Consider the following 16,352-nt stretch of genomic DNA (forward strand, 5'->3'; position numbering starts at 1 on the left):
GCTGATTTTGGCGCGGCGGCTCGGAGCGGCCGCGCTCCCCAGCGGATACACTATTTTGGCGCCTTGAGCCCTGCACTGGCGGCATACGGCTATCCGCAGCTTCGGCAGCAAGCCACTTCCTGTCGGCAGCTTTCCGCGCCGCGAATATTGCCTGATCGGCTCAGGTCACGGCTGCCGCCGCAACCCGCGGCCGCCGCCGGCCGAGCAGGACCAGGATCAATACCGTCGCGCAGGAGCAGACGAAGGTGAGACCGAGCGCGCCGCGGCTGCCGAATTGGGTGAGAAGGCCGACAAGGAGCGGCGGCGAGATCGCGGACGCCAGATTGAGCGGCAGCGCGATCATCGACATCGCCTTGGCGAACTCGGCCTGGTCGTAGAACACCAGCGGGATGGTCGCCCGCGCCACCGCCATCGCGCCGCTGCCGGCGCCATAGAGCAGGATGAAGACCGCGACCGCCCAGGTCGCGCCTTCGCTCAGCATCAGCAGCAGCATCGCGACGGGCAGCGCGGTGCCCGCGACGAGCCCGGTCGTAATCCCGTCCCATCGCCCGCCGCCGAGAAGATCGAGCCCGCGGGCGCTGACCTGGATCACGCCCAGCATCGAGCCGAACGCGAGGGCCTGCGCAGGCGTGAGCCCCTCCGCCCGCAACAGCTCGATCATGATGGCGCTGATGCCGAAATTGACGAAGGCGTTGAGCGTGATCGCGGCGACCACGAGGCCGAAAGTGCTCCTTGGAATCGCGGGCACATCGGCAGACTTGGCCGGCGTGCCGCCATCGTCCTTCGCAAGTCTCCGGCGCGGCGCCACGAATGCATAGAGCGGAAGCGACACGAGGATCAGCATGGCCGCGTAAACCAGGCACGTCCCGCGCCAGCCGAGGTGTCCGCTGAGGAACGACGTCGTCGGCCAGAAGATGCTGCTGGACAGGCCCGTCACCAGCATCAAGGCCCCGATCGCGTTCTTGGCCTGCCGTCCCGCGACCTCGTTCAGCATGATATAGGCGCCGGTCGACAGCGTGGCGCTGCCGGCGATGCCGAGGACGATCCAGGCGGCGAAATAGAGCATCGGCTCGTGCGCGAGAGACAGCAGCACGAAGCCCGGCGCGGTGACGACCGTGCCGACCATCATGACCGTCCGCGCGCCATGCCGCGCAAACGATCTGGCGAGCCACGGCGCGCACAGCCCCATCGAGACGTAGAGAACGGACGTCCCGGCGAACACCGCCGGCAGGCTCATGCCGAGATCGGCGGCGAGATCGCGCCCGACGATGGCAGGAAGCCCGATCGTGCCCCATCCGACCAGCTGCGTGATGGCGAGCACCAGCAGGACCCCGATCAGCCTGCTGTCAGATTTCAAGAACCGCATTCCAAACGTTCGCCTGCCCGGCAGGCGCCGATCACGCCTGTGAACCTCTCTTAGCCGGAGACTCAGCGCGCGGGAACGCCGGCCGCCGAATGGCAGAAGGCAGCCGGGAGCATGTCAGGAGGAGGCAGTAGCCTCTACCGCGCGATCCCGAGCAGGGATCGCGCCTCGGCGGCGGTCGCAACGCGGCGACCGTGGCGCGTGACAGCCTCGCAGGCGATGGTCACGAGCTCCGCATTGCTGGCGGCCAGGCGTGTCTTGTCGATCCTGATATTGTCCTCGAGCCCGGTCCGAACCGCGTCGGCGCCCCGCGCCAGCGCCCAGCCCATGACCTCGGCTTGGTGACGTCCGATCCCGGCCGCGGTCCAGGTCGCGTGCGGGATCAGCCGCCTGAGCTCTGCCAGCAGGATGTCGAGGACATGCTCGTCCGCCGGCATCGCGTTCTTGACGCCCATGACGAACTGCACGTGCGGACGCGGGTCGATCAGCCCCGCCTCGATCAGGCGGCGGGCACCATGGATATGAGACAGATCGAAGATCTCGATCTCCGGCCGGATGCCATTCGTCTGCATACCGGTGGCGAGGGTCTCGACCAGGGCGGCGCTATTCTCATAAACAATCGTCGGGAAGTTCACCGATCCCGTGGACAGCGAGGCCATGTCCGGCTTCAGATAGAGCGACGATCCACGCGCCGAGGGATCGCGGCCCCGCCCGCCGGTCGAGAACTGCACGATCATGCCGGGACAATGCTTCCTGATCCCCTCCGCTACCTTCGCAAAACGTTCGGGATCGGACGACGGCGTCTCGTCATCATTGCGAACGTGGATGTGGGCAAGCGTGGCGCCGGCCTCGAAGGCCTCCTGCGTCGACTCGATCTGTTCGGACGGCAAAATCGGCACCGCAGGATTGTCCTTCTTGCGCGGAACGGAGCCGGTGATAGCGACAGCAACGACGACGGGGTTCATCCTGCAACCTCATGATGATCGCGCTTACGCGCACCAAGTTCGATCAGGCCCTGACATAGCGCGCGGAGCCCTGCCGCCGCAAACATCAATTGTCGCGGCGGCAAGGCTTCCTTGCGTTCGCGTCAGGTCTGAACTGCGGCCACACCATTCGCGGCTTCCGCACGCTGCCGCTCGTAGTCGGCTCGGGCGATCGGAACGGCCTTGGGATTGCCGAGATCATCGATGCTGATCCGATAGGTCTCCCGGGCCGAGACGGCCGCCAGCGCCGCGATCACCGTGATGCCGAAGGCGATCGCGCCCACCGTCAAGGGAATGTTGGCCGAGCCGGGAGGCGCTACGATGGCGAACAGGGCTGGAAGCAAGGCGGTGATGGTCGTTCCGATGTTCTGCGAGATCGCCATCGCCGACACCCGTGTGCGGGTCGGAAACAGCTCCGGGTAAAAGCTCGGGAAGATCGCGTTATAGCCCTGATAGACGACGCCCCACATCAGGAGCGACAGCAGGATCGCCAGCGGCACGTTCCTGATGCTGATGGCATAGAGATAGCCAAAGGCGAGCAAGCCGGAGAGCAGCGCGCCCACGACGATCGGAGGCTTGCGCCCGACCTTGTCGGAGAGATTGCCGACGAAGGGAATGACGAACACGGCCAGCATGTTTCCGAGGACCGGGATCCACAGATAAACGTCCTTGGCAAAGCCGATGCCGTAGGCCGGCTGCACCGCGTAGGCCGCACCGAAGATGGTCGCGACAACCGGAATGACATTCATCAGCGCCATGCAGATGACCCTGAGCATGTCGGGCCAGTTCAGCTTGATGGCCTGAACGATGGGCGCCCGCGGCGTTTCTCCCCGCTCGCCCTCTCGCGCAAAGGCCGGGGTCTCGTCGACTTCGCGGCGAATGATGTAGCCCGCGACGATGACGAAGAAGCTGAGCAGGAAGGGAATCCGCCAGCCCCAGCTGTTGAAGGCGTCGGTCGGCATATAGGCCGCCAGCGGCAGGAAGACCGCAGCTGCGAGAATTTGTCCAGCCTGTACGCCCTGAAGGGCGAAGCTTGCATAGAAACCGCGTCGACCGAACGGCGCATGCTCCAGAATCATCGAGCTTGCGCCGGAGATTTCACCGGCAACGGCAAATCCCTGCACGAGGCGCAGCATGACGAGCAGGATCGGCGCCAGGATGCCGACCTGCTGATAGGTCGGCAGGATGCCCACCGCCATGGTCGAGATGCCCATCAGGAACATGCAGAGGATGAGGACGGTCTTGCGGCCATGGGTGTCGCCCCAATGTCCGAGCACGAAGGCGCCGATCGGCCGGGCCACATATCCAACGCCATAGGTCGCCAGCGATGCGACGATCGCGACCGTGGGATTGTCCGACGGGAAGAAGATTTGCGGGAAGATCAGCGACGCAGCGGTCGCATAGATGAAGAAGTCATAATATTCGAGAGCCGACCCGATCCAGCCGCTGGCAGCAGCCTTTCTGGACTGACTCATGTCGTGGATCGCGCGCGTGGTACCCATCACAAAAGCTCCTCCCGATCTGTTCGTTTGATGCGTCCCGTTGGCGGGCTTCGCTGGACAATTGGACAGCAATCCCCGGGCGCTCTGCGGAGCTCCGCGAGCGCTTGGCACTGCCGGTCGGTGTCTTGAGTGAAGAGACAGTAGGCTTTCGCCGGGCTAACACAATTACCCAGTTATGCGATAAACCTAACATGATGTTATCTGGGCTAAAGGGCCGAGCCGACCCACTCTGCACGCTGACCGACGGCTCGGCATGTCGCCGCGGAATTCATTCCGGCGGATTGAACGTCCGCACGAAATACACGGGCTCGCTGCCCTTCTTCAGGCGGTAGAGTTGCGCCGGGCGGTTCGGGCCGCGCCGCATCTTCGCGACCGGCTCGATCATGTCGGCCGACAGGATGCGGGTGCGGAAGGCGCTCTTCTCCAGCGGGCGGTCGAGCACGATCTCGTAGACGCGCTGCAAATCCGGCAGCGTGAATTCCGGCGGCATCAGATAGGCCGGCAGCGAGGTGTATTCCACCTTGTTGCGCAGGCGCTGGATCGCGGTTGCGAGGATGTCGCCGTGATCGAAGGCGAGCTTGTCCTTGAGCCTGCCCCCTCGAATTGGAAACCAGTGCGCATCGTTCGCCAGCACGCTTGCGTCCGCCGGGATCAGCGCGAAATAGGCGTGCGTCGCCGACCAGCCGCGCGGATCGCGCGTCGCGCTTCCCCAGCTTCCGAGTTGCTCCAGATAAGGGCTGGTGACCCCGGTCTTCTCCTTCAGCTTGCGGGCCGCGCAAGCCGCGAGGTCGCGGTCCTTCGTGACGTCCACGAAGCCGCCCGGCAGCGCCAAGCTGAGCGGAAACGGCTCGCCCTCGCCGGCCGGGCGCTGCATCAGCAGCACCTGAAGGCTGTCGTCGAGGATCGTAAAGATCACGACATCGACCGTGGTCAGGGGGCGCGGAAAGTCCAATTCTCCAGACTTTCCAAGGCCCTTGCCAAGGTCCTTGCTCCGCCCCTCACCTGCCATCGCCAATCTCTCCTGTTCGGTCTTGACAGTAGCATAGTTAGTTGTACAGTCCAACTTACTTAGTTGCTCAGACACACTTATTGCAGCCGTTGGAGAAACACATGTTCGGCGTCAGGTTCATCAAGGCCCAGCCCACCACCTATCTGATGAAGTATCGCGCCGGCGCGATCGTCGCCGAGGGTGCTGGTCTTTCCGCGCTGTATTACGCGCCGGTGACCATGCTGGTCGCGGTGCCCATCGGCAGCCGCGACGCCTCGTTCATCTTCGAGCAGACCGCGCGCGACTTTCAGACGCTGACCGTGCAGGGCCAGGTGACTTATCGCGTCAGCGACCCGAAGAAGGCGGCCTCGATGCTCGACTTCACCCTGAAGGCTGACGGCAAGACCTATGCGAGCGACGATCCGGAAAAGCTGCCGGAACGCATCCTCGGCACGGTCGAGGTCCTCGCCCAGCAAGCGGTGAAGGAACTGACGCTGAGGGACGCGTTGCAGGCGTCCGACCGCATCGCCGACATCATCGCGGGCGGCTTGAGGGCGCGCGCCGACATCGCAGCTCTCGGCCTCGAAATCCTCGGCGTGTCGATCCGCGGCATCAAGCCGACGCCGGACACCGCGAAGGCGCTGGAGGCGCAAGCGCGCGAAGCGATCCTGAAATACGCGGACGAAGCGATCTTCGCCCGGCGCAACTTCGCCGTCGAGCAGGAACGCGCCATTCGCGAGAGCGAACTCGACACCGAGATCGCGGTCGAGCAGAAGAAGCGGTCAATTCGCGAGACCCAGATGGACGCCGAGGCGAGCGTTGCGGCAAAGCGCAATGAGCTGCGCGAGGCCGGCATGGCCGCGGACATCGTGCTGGAAGGCAAGCGCAAGGATTTCGTCGGCCTCAATGCCGAGAACACCAGGACGCTGGCCGACGCCGAGGCCTATCGCGTCGGCGCGCTGATGAAGATCTTCGAAGGCGTCGACACCCGCGTGATCCAGGCGCTTGCCGCTGCCGGCATGCAGCCGGGTCAGCTGATCGCACAAGCCTTCTCCGGCATTGCCGAGAAGGCCGAGAAGATCGGCCAGCTCAACGTCTCGCCGGACCTGCTCAGCCAATTGATGGAGAAGCCGAAGGAGGCCGCCAATGCCCGCCGCCAATGACCGAAAGGTGGTGCTGGTGACGCGCAAGACCAGGTTGGAGGACCTGATCGCGCGCCACCTGACGGCGGCGCAGGCGCGCTTCTATGTCGAACATCTCGGCGCCGACTTCTCCGACTATGAGCGCGAGCACGAGGTCTATCGTGCCCAGCGTCACACGACGCTGCAAGTGCTGGAGCAATGGGGGCGCTATCAGGTCATCGACCGCGGCTTCCTGCCGAACTTCCTCTTCGGGCCTGATGACATCGTCGTCGCGCTCGGCCAGGACGGCGTCGTCGCCAACACGATGAAATATCTCGATGACCATCCGCTGATCGGGCTCAATCCGGATCCCGCGCGCCACGACGGCATCCTCCTGCCCTTCGCGCCGCGCGACCTCGCCAAGCTCCTGCCGGAGGTCGCCACTGAGAAGCGCGACAGCCAGGCCGTGACGATGGCGGAAGCACGGCTCAACGACGGCCAGGTGCTCTACGCCGTCAATGATTTGTTCATCGGCGCACGGACGCATGTCTCCGCGATCTACGAGATTGCCGCCGGCGGGGCGACGGAACGGCAATCTTCAAGCGGACTGATCGTCTCGACCGGCCTCGGATCGACCGCCTGGTTCAAAAGCATCGTCACGGGCTCGCTGGCCATTGCCGGCAGTCTTGTTGGGCAGCCTCCCCCGCTGACCGGTTACGAGGCCCTGCCCTGGGACGCGCCAGAGCTGCGCTTCGCGGTGCGCGAGCCCTTCCCCAGCCGCCATTCGCAGACCCATCTCGTCTGCGGCCGGCTCGCCTCGGCGGACCAGTTGCGCATCCGCTCGCTGATGGCGGAAAACGGCGTCATCTTCAGCGACGGCATTGAAGCCGACCGTCTCGACTTCAACGCGGGTGCCGAGGTTGCGATCGGGATCGCCGCGCGGCGCGGACGATTGATCGTCTGATCATGTTAGGCCGCCGCGCCGCCTCACGCGGTGTGGCCGGGATCGACGTGCTTCGGCGTCTTCTTGTCGCGCTGCGGGGTCATCTTGGCCGGATCAGGCGCACCGGGCACGCCGCGGGGACCCAGCTGCTCCCGCTGGATGTCGTCCTCGGAACGGGATGGCTCGACGCCGTTCGGCTCACGCGGCTTGGTCATCGCGTCTTCCTTCTCAAGCGTTGTCCTGGACGCCGAGCGCGTTGCCTCCGGCTTCGCGGCCAGGCACGCTGACCTGGACTTCATGTCCCTCACGCAGCGCGAGGGATGCGGCGGCGACCGCCGATTCGAATGCAGCTTCCTTGGTGGCGTATGTGTTCTTGACGTCGCCGTCGTGCAGCACGCCCCATTCGTCCCTCACCGGCACGATGGCATATTGAGCAAGGCCCATTGTCCAACTCCTGGCTTTGAGTTTCAGAATTTGGCTTTCACCGTCTGTCCGATAACGCGCCGGCGGGCCTATCGTTGCGTCAACTGCGGATGCGCAGCTGTGACGCGCCACACCGTGTTGCCGCTGTCGTCTGCGATCAGCAACGCGCCTGATTTGTCGATGGCGACGCCGACGGGACGGCCACGCGCCTGGTTGTCGCTGTTCAAAAAGCCCGTCACGACGTCCTGCGCCGGTCCGCTCGGCTTGCCGTCCGTGAACGGCACGAACACGACCTTGTAGCCGTTGAGCACCTGCCTGTTCCAGCTGCCATGCTCGCCGACGAAGGCGCCGCCACGATAGGCGGCCGGCAGGCCGGAGCCGGTGTTGAAGACGAGCCCGAGCGGGGCGACATGCGAGCTCAGGGCATAATCCGGCACGATCGCCTTGGCGACGAGATCCGGTCGCTGCGGCTTGACGCGGGGATCGACGTGCTGGCCGTAATAGCTATAGGGCCAGCCGTAAAAGCCGCCGTCCTTCACCGAGGTCATGTAGTCAGGGACGAGATCGGGACCGAGTTCGTCGCGCTCGTTCACCACCGTCCACAACGCGCCGGTCTGCGGCTCGAAGCTGAGCCCGTTGGGATTGCGCAGGCCGCTTGCGAACACGCGCCAGCGGCCGCTGGCACGATCGACCTCGAGGATCGCGGCGCGGTTGTGCTCGGCCTCCATGCCGTTCTCGGTGATGTTGCTGTTGGAGCCGACGCCGGCATAGAGTTTCGAGCCGTCGGGGCTCGCGACCAGGCTCTTGGTCCAGTGATGGTTGATCGGCCCACCCGGCAGCGGCGTCAGCACCGTGCCCGGCGCGGTGATCTTGGTGTCGCCTTCCGTGTAGGGATATTTGACGATCGCATCGGCGTTGGCGACATAGAGGTCGTTGCCAACCAGCGCGATGCCGAAGGGCGAATTGAGATGGTCGAGGAAGACGCTTTGCGTCTCCGGCACGCCGTCGCCATTGCTGTCGCGCAGTAGCGTGATGCGGTTGCCCGGCCCGGTGTCGTTGCCGCCCGAGGTCGCCCAGGACTCGATGTAGCCCATGACGATCTCTTTGGGCCGCTTGATCCCGGCCCCCTTCGGCGCCTTGGATTCCGCCACCAGCACGTCACCATTGGGCAGCACGTAGATGAAACGCGGATGCTGCAGGCCGGTCGCGAAGGCCTTGACCTGCAGGCCCTCAGCCACAGCCGGCGTCTCGTTCTTCTTCCAGCCGACGATGCGCGCGATGTGGACCGGCGGCAGCAAATATTGCTGGATGTCGGGAAGTTTTGGGTTGGCGCCGATCTGCGCCTTGGGGTCGCCGCTGCCGTCGTCGCAGCCAGCCAGCAACAGCAGCGGCGAGAACACCAGCGCCCGGGCAAGCTTCGATATCATCGTGCAACTCCTATGCCGTGGCGATAGACCATGGCCCAGCCGAGCCAGCCGGTGACGGGCAGGATCAGCACCGTGATCACGGACAGAACGAGCCCGGTCGGCCACACCGAGGTCCAGGCATCGCGGGTGTGGATCAGCGCGTTGACGACGGCGAGGATCAGCGCCACGGCATTTCCGATCAGATGCGGCCATGCCGGCATCTGCGCCCGCACCAGGCGGTTGCCGAGGAAATCGGTCAGACCCGCGATCGCCGCCAGCACGCCGAAGACGACGCCAGCGAGCAGAAGCCAGGCGGAAAAATTCGCCCACATGATCTCGGCGCTGGCGACATAGGCGATGTCGGTCAAGAGCGCCCCGACGAAGCACGCGATCGGGATCGGCACCAGCATCGGATGAATCGGATGACCCGCGATCTGCGCGGTGGTTCGCACGCGCATGTCGTCTTGCACGGTCGGCCTCGTGTGATTTTCGGTCCTGCCCGACCGGCCAACTCGTGCGTCGTGCGATGGTTCCTAGGGGATCCCCGCCGCCTCGTTCCGACGCGCGCGGATAACATTCATCGCCGTAGCGATATCAGCGATCTCACGGGCTACGATGGCCTTAGATGCGCGCCAGACCCAGCTTTTCGCGGACCTCGTCATCCTCGATCACCTGATCGAGGCGCGCATTCTTGTCGGCTTCCAAATCTTCCGCGATCGTCTCGAGGGTTCGAAATGCGTCGCCAGCGCTCGCGGCCGTTTCGAGGTGAGCGATCGACTGACCGTTCACCGAGAGGTCGGCCTCGCCCCAGGGCGTAGTGTCGATCTCCAGGCGATCGCCGCCGGCCTTGGCGATGAAGTGCTGGACGGTGGATTTGGAGGTCGGCAGGGAGAGGTCCGGCGTCCAATCGATCGGCTTGTTGGTCATGTGTACGTCCCGAAGTTGCGACCAATGGATAGACCATCCGGCGCGGGGGACATTGACCTGGATCAGGCCGCGACCGGGCCGTCCTTGTTCTGCGGGCTGAGGTTAATATTCTCGATGCTTTCTTTCGGGGGTATCGAATGAAATTGATATGTCCGTGGCGGTGTGCCTGACGCTGGCATTGTGCACGACCGCTCACAGCCATCCTGTGGCGAGTTGCGCAGGCAAGTTCGTCGGCACCTGGATTCACCAAGAGCCTCGTGCGGAGCGACTGAGGTGGACCACTACTCTGGAGGCGTGGCCGCAAGGCCGCGTCTCGAAGGAATATTAGGCCGCACTCAGGAGCAGCGCGCAAATGCCGAGGACAACGGTCTGAGCCGCGGCCGCTCCGAAGGTCACGATCTTGATCGTCGTCGCCAGACGCATCAGGTTGAATTTGGTGTCACTCACGTCATGGCGCAGGAGGCTCTGCGCGATCATGGCGTCTTCCACGAAATCGCTGATGATATAGGCGGCCGGCACGATGCAGACCGCGACACAATACCACCAATTGGCCGGGTCAGGCCATGTCAGCGCCGCGGCGAGCCATAGCGAGCCAGTGACGAAAAACCCTCCGACAAGAAAAATGTAGATGACATCCAGAAGCATGATGCATCGAGCATAGGGCCTGCGGAAGGGACCATTGGTGGGCGACCGCAGCCACTGCTCAAGCGATCTCCGGGTGAGCGCCTCGCCGGTCGATGGAATAAGTCCTGGGCGCTCGAGGAAGCGAGCGCTCACATCGGCGCCGAACCTGCTCGAAATCATGGCCACGATGAACGGCCAGATGATGGCCGCCGCAGCGAACGTGATTGCGTACATCGTTCCTCCCGAAATTCGCTTAGGTGACCGATACCCTTCTCAGCGACGTGGCCGGTTCAGGGCCTTCGACGTCTGATCAGCACTTGGCTGGCAATCGCCCCGCCGAACTCCGCACATCTCGACGCGCCTGAACTCGCCGGAAAAATACGGCTCCAAACCGAGCGGCTGCGCAGCGATGATGGTGTCTTCATCGTCTCCAAACCTGCCGACGCAAACTTGTCGCAGCATCGCGGTCGTCAAACCCTTGGCGTCCCTGAAATTGGCCCGGCTGACCGTGGCGCCGCACAGATTGGCGCCGGTCAGATCTGCGTTCCTGAAATCGGCGCCTCCCAGGGAGGCATTTTCGAAGTTGACGCCGCGGAGATCGGCGTTGCGCAAATCGGTGATGAAGCAGCGATAGGTCTGCCAGACGTCCAATTTAGGAGATGCGTTGGTCTTTCTTTCCTCTTTCTTCTTCGGAGCCGGATCGGTTTCATCGAAGCCGATGCTCTCGGCGGTGAACCGCGTCTTCTCAAATTGCTTCGGTCTCTCGGATTCCTTCCACAACCATCCCGAACTAGCCGGCGAGCCTGGGACATCCCAGTCGGCCAGACTTGCGCCACCGAGATCAGCACCAAAAAGATTGGCGTATCGTAAGCTGACCCGACGCAGCTGGGCTTGCGTCATCACCGAACAAGAAAGGTCGAGCCCGCTAAGATCGAAATTGTCCAATCCGAGATTGGCCAGATTCAAGCGCCTGTCACCGGCACACAACCTGCCGCTGGGTAAACTGCGGACCCTCGATAGCACACCACCGCCGAGTTGCCGGATAGCAGCCTGAGCAGCAGGTGGGGGCTCCTCGCGGCGCTCGACGACCGGCCTTGGCCGGGTCGGATCTCCCGCGTCGCAAGTCCCGGATTCCTGCATCCGGTTGGCCTTCGTTCCATCGACGACGACGCTTTCCAGAATTGTGATAGCCTGCTGCCCGAAAGCGCCGGGGCTCTCCGAGACAAGGCTGGTGATCCGCTGCGCGGCCACCTGTGCATAGGGTTTGTCCGGGGCGTCAACCAGGCTGCGGGTCGCCTCCGCAAATTGCTGGCCCCGCTCGTGATCCAGACGAAGCCTGTAGTCTGCATTCCACTGATTGCTCGTCAACCAGAGCTGGACGGCACCGGCAATGAAGGTCGCGACGAGTCCCAGCCCGGTCAGGACCTGATAGTTCGTCTGGCGCAGGCGATCCTGAACCTCCAACTGCTTGATCTGATCGGCATCGAAGTGAAGCAGGACCTGCGCGCGCGGCGTTGCCCACCAGAACCAGAAAAACGCCCCGAGCAGGAAAATCGCAATGAAGACCAGCGGCACGATCAAGTAAAACATGACTAAGCTCCGCTCGCGGTTACCCGACTCTTTGCAGCCCTTGCCTCATCAACACCGTCGCCAGCAGGAGCGGCGTCGACATGGCATTCCAGTCCACGACGGCAACATCGCCGTTCAGCTGAACCAACTGCTGGAGGGCCGACATGAGGTTCCGCGGGGCGTATGTCGCGTCAACGCCGCCGATCCCGACGGATAGACCCAGGCGCTCGATGGCGCTGACGTGGATCGCCTCTCCGATCGGCTTGGCGTGCCGGTCGAAGCAGACGTTTCGTTCGAACGGTCTGGGCGCAACGGGTACGGGCAGATTTCCGATCGACCGGTAGACATAGGGCATGAAACGATACAGCCCCTGACGAGGTTCGTGCTGGGGCGCCGTGATACAATCAGGAGCGAGTGCTGGCGGCGGATCCAACGGGAAGTCGTCGCCGGCAATCTGGCGAACGCGCTTGATCATCCAATCCAGAGTGATGTCTTCGAGCTCATGCGGCCCGGACCGCACATATCCGCCGCCGACGTCGGCATGGGCCCCCGCGAACCACACCTGCTCCACGTTTGCCGGCCGTGCGGTGAAGGGCAATCGCCGCCAGAGAGTGGCTTCGAAAGCCTCCCGATGTTCGTCGATCGCCAGCGCCTGCAGGCTGTGCTCGCAGATCCCCGACAGACCGACGTCATGGAAGCCGTACAGGTCGCGATTTTCTTTCCAGAACGCATTCAGCGGTATCCCCAGGGCGCCCACGGTGTCGAACACGCCGAGCAACTTGACTGGAATGCTGTTCGGACCTGACGAAATCTTTCTGACGAGTATCTCGTCACAAGGGAGGCGGTTGGCCGGATGCGTGCGATAATGCGCCCACAGCCGCGACAAGGCCTTGGCGTCGAACTTATTGCGATAAATCAGACCGACGGCTGCCAGGCAGCCCACCAACGACCGGGCGGTGTATGAGCCGCGCGAGAAGCCGAAGATGAAAATCTCGTCTCCCCGGTCGTAGTGCTGGGCCAGAAAAGTGTAGGCACGGCGAACGTTTTCCGACAGGCCTGCGCCAAGGGCACCACCGCTGAACCGATCCAGAAAACCGCTGGTTCCTACCCCTCGCTCGTAGAGGATGACGTTGTCCCGGCCGCCCGGCTTGCCGCCCTTCAGGACGAATGTCTGCTGAGGCACGGCAGCGGAACTCGTGACGTCGCTCGTGGCGCGCGAATGCGCGTTGGAGAGATGCTCTGCAATTCTCTGCCTGAGGCGAACGATGTTGGTGTCGGCCCCGCCGTCATCGGCGTCGTTCCAGGTGCCGTCCAGAAGCAAGATGATCCGCTTCGCCACCCCAGCCCCCCAGCCTCATGGCACGCTCCGGCAGAACTCGATCAATCTAGCGAGATCGTGTCCCCTGCCCGCAACTTGAGGATGCTACACTTCCTCCGAGGATGTCCAGCCGGTTCGCTGTCAGCGCACAGCGAGTGCCAACGAACATTCGAAACGCGTCACTTGCAGGGGGATCGAGCAGATGCGCTCAGGGACATTCTGGCGCGGCACGTTTTGGAGCGGGTGAAGGGAATCGAACCCTCGTATTCAGCTTGGAAGGCTGCTGCTCTACCATTGAGCTACACCCGCGTTACGGGCTCCCTAACACGGCCGGGCGGCGGTCTCAACTGTTCAGGAGGTCGCTTTCCGGCCGTCCTGAGCCCTTGCGAATCGCGCCCGGTTCCTGCGGACCCGCCGCCCCTTAACAGCGGCGGCAATGCCCCCTATATTGAAATCTTCCGAAACCAACGAAAGGAGGTGATCCAGTGTCTTTTACCAAGCGCTGTCACCTCGCTGGGATCGCCCGCTAAGCTTTGAATAGGGCTTGGCATCGGGGCGCTCTCAGCCCTGGACCAGCGAGCAAGAAATCGGGCGCGACGGGGCTTCCCCGCCGCGCCTTTTTCGTCCGGGAGCGCGCTTCAACCCGGCGGCTCGCCCGCAAGCACCTCGCGAATCTTCTGCGACAGCTCCGACTTCCGGTAGGGCTTCTTGAGCAGCGCCACGCCGGAATCGAGATGTCCTTCGTGGACCATGGCGTTGTCGGTGTAGCCGGAGGTATAGAGCACCCTTGCCCCCGGCCGGCGGAGCCGGATCGCGTCGGCCAATTCCCGCCCGTTCATGCCGCCGGGCATGATGATGTCCGTGAACAGCAGATCGAATTTGGCGCCCTGGTCGACCAGCGCCAGTGCGGACGCGCCGTCGCCGGCCACCAGCGTGCGATAGCCGAGGCTGCCGAGCCGGGCGATGACATAGCCCTGCACCAGGGGATCGTCCTCGACCACGAGGATCGTTTCGTGTCCGCGTGCCGTGTCGAGCGCCTGGACCGGCGCGGTCCTGGCCGGCGCCTCGCCCTTCGATCGCGGCAGGAACAGCCGCATCACGGTGCCGCGCCCCTCCTCGCTCTCGACGGCGACCGTGCCGCCGGTCTGCTTGGCAAAGCCGTAGACCATGCTGAGCCCGAGGCCGGTGCCGCGACCGACGCCCTTGGTGGTGAAGAACGGCTCGAACACGCGCTCGCGGATGTCGGCGGGGATGCCGTGGCCGGTGTCGGCGACCGCGACCATCACGAAGGCGCCGCGAACGGCATCGCCATCACCGGCAACGCCGGTGTCGTCGAGCTCGCGGTTCGCGGTCTCGATCGTGAGCTTGCCCCCGCCCGGCATTGCGTCGCGCGCGTTGACGGCGAGGTTGACGATCGCGGAGGAGAGCTGCGAGGGATCGGCCATCGCGGACCAGGCGTCATCGGCGAGCCGGGTCACGATCTCGATATGGGCGCCGAGGATCGGCCTCAGCAACTTCGTAGACTCGAGCACGAGGGCGTTGACGTCGATCTCGCGCGGCTCCAGCGGCTGGCGGCGCGCGAAGGTCAGCAGCTGCGAGGTGATCTCCGCACCGCGCGCGGCCGCATCGTCGATCAGCTGCGCGATCGCGGCGAATTCGGGCTTGTCCGCAAGCCCTTCCTGGATGATCTCGATGGTGCCGGTGATGACCGTGAGCACGTTGTTGAAATCGTGCGCGACGCCGCCGGTGAGCTGGCCGATCGCGTCCATCTTCTGGGATTGACGTAAGCGCTCCTCGGTTTCGTGCTGCTTGGTGAGATCGGTCGCGGAGCCGCGATAGCCCATGAAGCGTCCGTCGGCGGCGAAGATCGGCTGGCCGTTGACGCTGAAATGATGCATCCGCCCGGCGGTGTCGCGGCCGCGATATTCGAACTTCCGGAACGGCTCGTGGCGGTCCAGCATCGCCATGTGCGCGCGCCATTTCTCGGGCTCGGCGTCGCGGCCGAACGCGGCATCGGCGCGGCGCTTGCCGATCAGCGCCTTGCTGTCCATGCTGAAGGCACCGGCCCGGTCGGAAATGTAGGTGAACCGATGGTCTGGTCCGGTCTCCCAGAACCAGTCGGACGCGGTCTCGGCATAGTCGCGGAAACGCTGCTCGCTCGCACGCGCGTCCTCTTCGGCGCGCTGGCGGATGGTCAGGTCGCGCTCGAGATTTGCATTGGCCTCGCGCAGCTCGCCATAGGCCCGCTGGAGGTTCACGCACATGGCGTTGAAGGCGTCGATCACCTTGTCCAGCTCGTCGGCATCGTAGGGCGGCCGGCGCTCCAGGCGCAAAGGCGGCGTCGGCCGCGCCAGGCTGTATTTGCTGACGAACTCGGCGATGGCGACCAGATGCCGCGTCACCAGCAGATGGAACATATAGATGATGAACAGCGAGACGAGGAACGTCTTGGCCGCCTGGCTTGCCAGGATGACCAACGCGCGGTTCAGCAGATGTTGATAGACATCGGTCAGCGTCGCCTCGACATGGAGCACGCCAATCTCGCGTGCGGTCCCCTGCACAATGGTGTTCAGCGGATAGTCGCGCGTCACCACTGAGCGGGTGCTCGGCTCGCCGACTGCGAGACGGATCGGATTGGGACGATCGGCAATCTCGCGCACCTCGGCGGCGCGGATGTCGGGCAGCCGCAGGATACCGTCGAGCTGGAGCTTGAGCTGGTTCTGGTCGAGATTCCATAGGCTCTCGCCGAGACTGCCGGTGGTGCTGCGGCCGATCTCCTCGAGCCTGGTCTCGATGAGGCCGACCTCGCGATCATAATCGAGATAGAGCTGGAGCGCCGTCAATGTCAGCGTCACGACCGAAGAGAACAGCAGCACGGCTGCGAGCAGGCGCGGCCCGACGCCGCTGCGCGACCAGTTGAAGAGCCGGGACAGCAGCGCGGCGAACATCGAAGGCGCGAGCGCGGTGCCGATCAAATCCTGCTTCGCAGCCGCCGGTGCAACGGCGCGGCCGCGCTTGGAGTCCTCGTCACCAGCCTTGACCATGCACCACATCCCCGGAAATGGCGGCACGCCGCGGCCGACCGGTCGCAGCCTCGAGCATTTCGATCGTCGAGACTTCCCCGTCCCGCGATGCGCGCGGCGATCCCGTCGGCCGATTTCCTGTCAACCCCTGGGCGGCTTGAG

The 16,352-nt window shown here is 64.2% G+C and carries 15 protein-coding genes and 1 tRNA gene; 2 read left to right on the forward strand and 14 right to left on the reverse strand.

All coding sequences use genetic code 11. The annotated features are described in order from the left end of the window. Positions 1–160: 160 nt before the first annotated feature. The 4 genes from BM190_RS26205 to BM190_RS26220 all read right to left on the reverse strand — a co-directional run bounded on the left by BM190_RS26205 (position 161) and on the right by BM190_RS26220 (position 4,857). The gene (locus tag BM190_RS26205; protein ID WP_092260281.1) at positions 161–1,366 is read right to left on the reverse strand and encodes an MFS transporter; all 1,206 of its coding nucleotides are present in this window, start codon (positions 1,364–1,366) and stop codon (positions 161–163) included. A 134-nt stretch (positions 1,367–1,500) separates the two neighbouring features. After that, the gene (locus tag BM190_RS26210) at positions 1,501–2,328 is read right to left on the reverse strand and encodes a 3-oxoadipate:acetyl-CoA acetyltransferase (RefSeq protein WP_092260283.1); all 828 of its coding nucleotides are present in this window, start codon (positions 2,326–2,328) and stop codon (positions 1,501–1,503) included. 122 nt (positions 2,329–2,450) lie between these two features. Beyond that, on the reverse strand, positions 2,451–3,848 hold the full coding sequence (locus BM190_RS26215) for an MFS transporter (RefSeq protein WP_092260285.1): 1,398 nt from the start codon (positions 3,846–3,848) through the stop codon (positions 2,451–2,453). A gap of 268 nt (positions 3,849–4,116) precedes the next feature. Next, on the reverse strand, positions 4,117–4,857 hold the full coding sequence (locus BM190_RS26220) for an NUDIX hydrolase (protein WP_092260287.1): 741 nt from the start codon (positions 4,855–4,857) through the stop codon (positions 4,117–4,119). Positions 4,858–4,958: 101 nt separating this feature from the next. Here BM190_RS26220 and BM190_RS26225 point away from each other — a divergent pair, with 101 nt between their 5' ends. After that, positions 4,959–5,999 (forward strand): SPFH domain-containing protein, encoded by a 1,041-nt coding sequence (locus BM190_RS26225; RefSeq protein ID WP_092260289.1) that lies wholly within the window; start codon positions 4,959–4,961, stop codon positions 5,997–5,999. Further along, positions 5,983–6,921, forward strand: a complete 939-nt coding sequence (locus BM190_RS26230) for a diacylglycerol kinase catalytic domain-containing protein (RefSeq protein WP_092260291.1) — start codon at positions 5,983–5,985, stop codon at positions 6,919–6,921. Before BM190_RS26225 ends, BM190_RS26230 begins: the two co-directional genes overlap by 17 nt. A gap of 23 nt (positions 6,922–6,944) precedes the next feature. Here the strand turns inward: BM190_RS26230 and BM190_RS40655 are convergent, their stop codons facing one another. The 10 genes from BM190_RS40655 to BM190_RS26275 form a co-directional block, all read right to left on the reverse strand. Next, the gene (locus BM190_RS40655) at positions 6,945–7,115 is read right to left on the reverse strand and encodes a hypothetical protein (protein ID WP_018322208.1); all 171 of its coding nucleotides are present in this window, start codon (positions 7,113–7,115) and stop codon (positions 6,945–6,947) included. Positions 7,116–7,128: 13 nt separating this feature from the next. Further along, positions 7,129–7,344, reverse strand: a complete 216-nt coding sequence (locus BM190_RS26235; RefSeq protein ID WP_018322207.1) for a hypothetical protein — start codon at positions 7,342–7,344, stop codon at positions 7,129–7,131. A gap of 68 nt (positions 7,345–7,412) precedes the next feature. Then, on the reverse strand, positions 7,413–8,750 hold the full coding sequence (locus BM190_RS26240) for a PQQ-dependent sugar dehydrogenase (protein WP_092260293.1): 1,338 nt from the start codon (positions 8,748–8,750) through the stop codon (positions 7,413–7,415). Beyond that, a complete protein-coding gene (locus tag BM190_RS26245; RefSeq protein WP_177237300.1) occupies positions 8,747–9,187 on the reverse strand; it encodes a DUF2231 domain-containing protein in 441 nt (146 codons plus the stop codon). The genes BM190_RS26240 and BM190_RS26245 overlap by 4 nt, the downstream gene beginning before the upstream one ends. Positions 9,188–9,350: 163 nt before the next feature. Further along, a complete protein-coding gene (locus BM190_RS26250; protein ID WP_092260297.1) occupies positions 9,351–9,656 on the reverse strand; it encodes a hypothetical protein in 306 nt (101 codons plus the stop codon). Positions 9,657–9,980: 324 nt separating this feature from the next. Further along, on the reverse strand, positions 9,981–10,514 hold the full coding sequence (locus tag BM190_RS26255; protein WP_092260300.1) for a hypothetical protein: 534 nt from the start codon (positions 10,512–10,514) through the stop codon (positions 9,981–9,983). A 39-nt stretch (positions 10,515–10,553) separates the two neighbouring features. After that, the gene (locus BM190_RS26260) at positions 10,554–11,870 is read right to left on the reverse strand and encodes a pentapeptide repeat-containing protein (RefSeq protein WP_092260302.1); all 1,317 of its coding nucleotides are present in this window, start codon (positions 11,868–11,870) and stop codon (positions 10,554–10,556) included. Between the two features lie 19 nt (positions 11,871–11,889). Continuing rightward, positions 11,890–13,188, reverse strand: coding sequence for a T6SS phospholipase effector Tle1-like catalytic domain-containing protein (locus tag BM190_RS26265; protein WP_092260304.1), 1,299 nt, complete (start codon positions 13,186–13,188; stop codon positions 11,890–11,892). A gap of 214 nt (positions 13,189–13,402) precedes the next feature. Next, positions 13,403–13,476, reverse strand: a tRNA-Gly gene (locus tag BM190_RS26270). A gap of 329 nt (positions 13,477–13,805) precedes the next feature. Beyond that, complete coding sequence (locus BM190_RS26275; RefSeq protein WP_092260306.1) at positions 13,806–16,211, reverse strand: ATP-binding protein; 2,406 nt, start codon at positions 16,209–16,211, stop codon at positions 13,806–13,808. Positions 16,212–16,352 lie beyond the last annotated feature (141 nt).

Origin of the sequence: Bradyrhizobium sp. Rc3b, assembly GCF_900114915.1 — a bacterium.
Classification (GTDB): domain Bacteria; phylum Pseudomonadota; class Alphaproteobacteria; order Rhizobiales; family Xanthobacteraceae; genus Bradyrhizobium.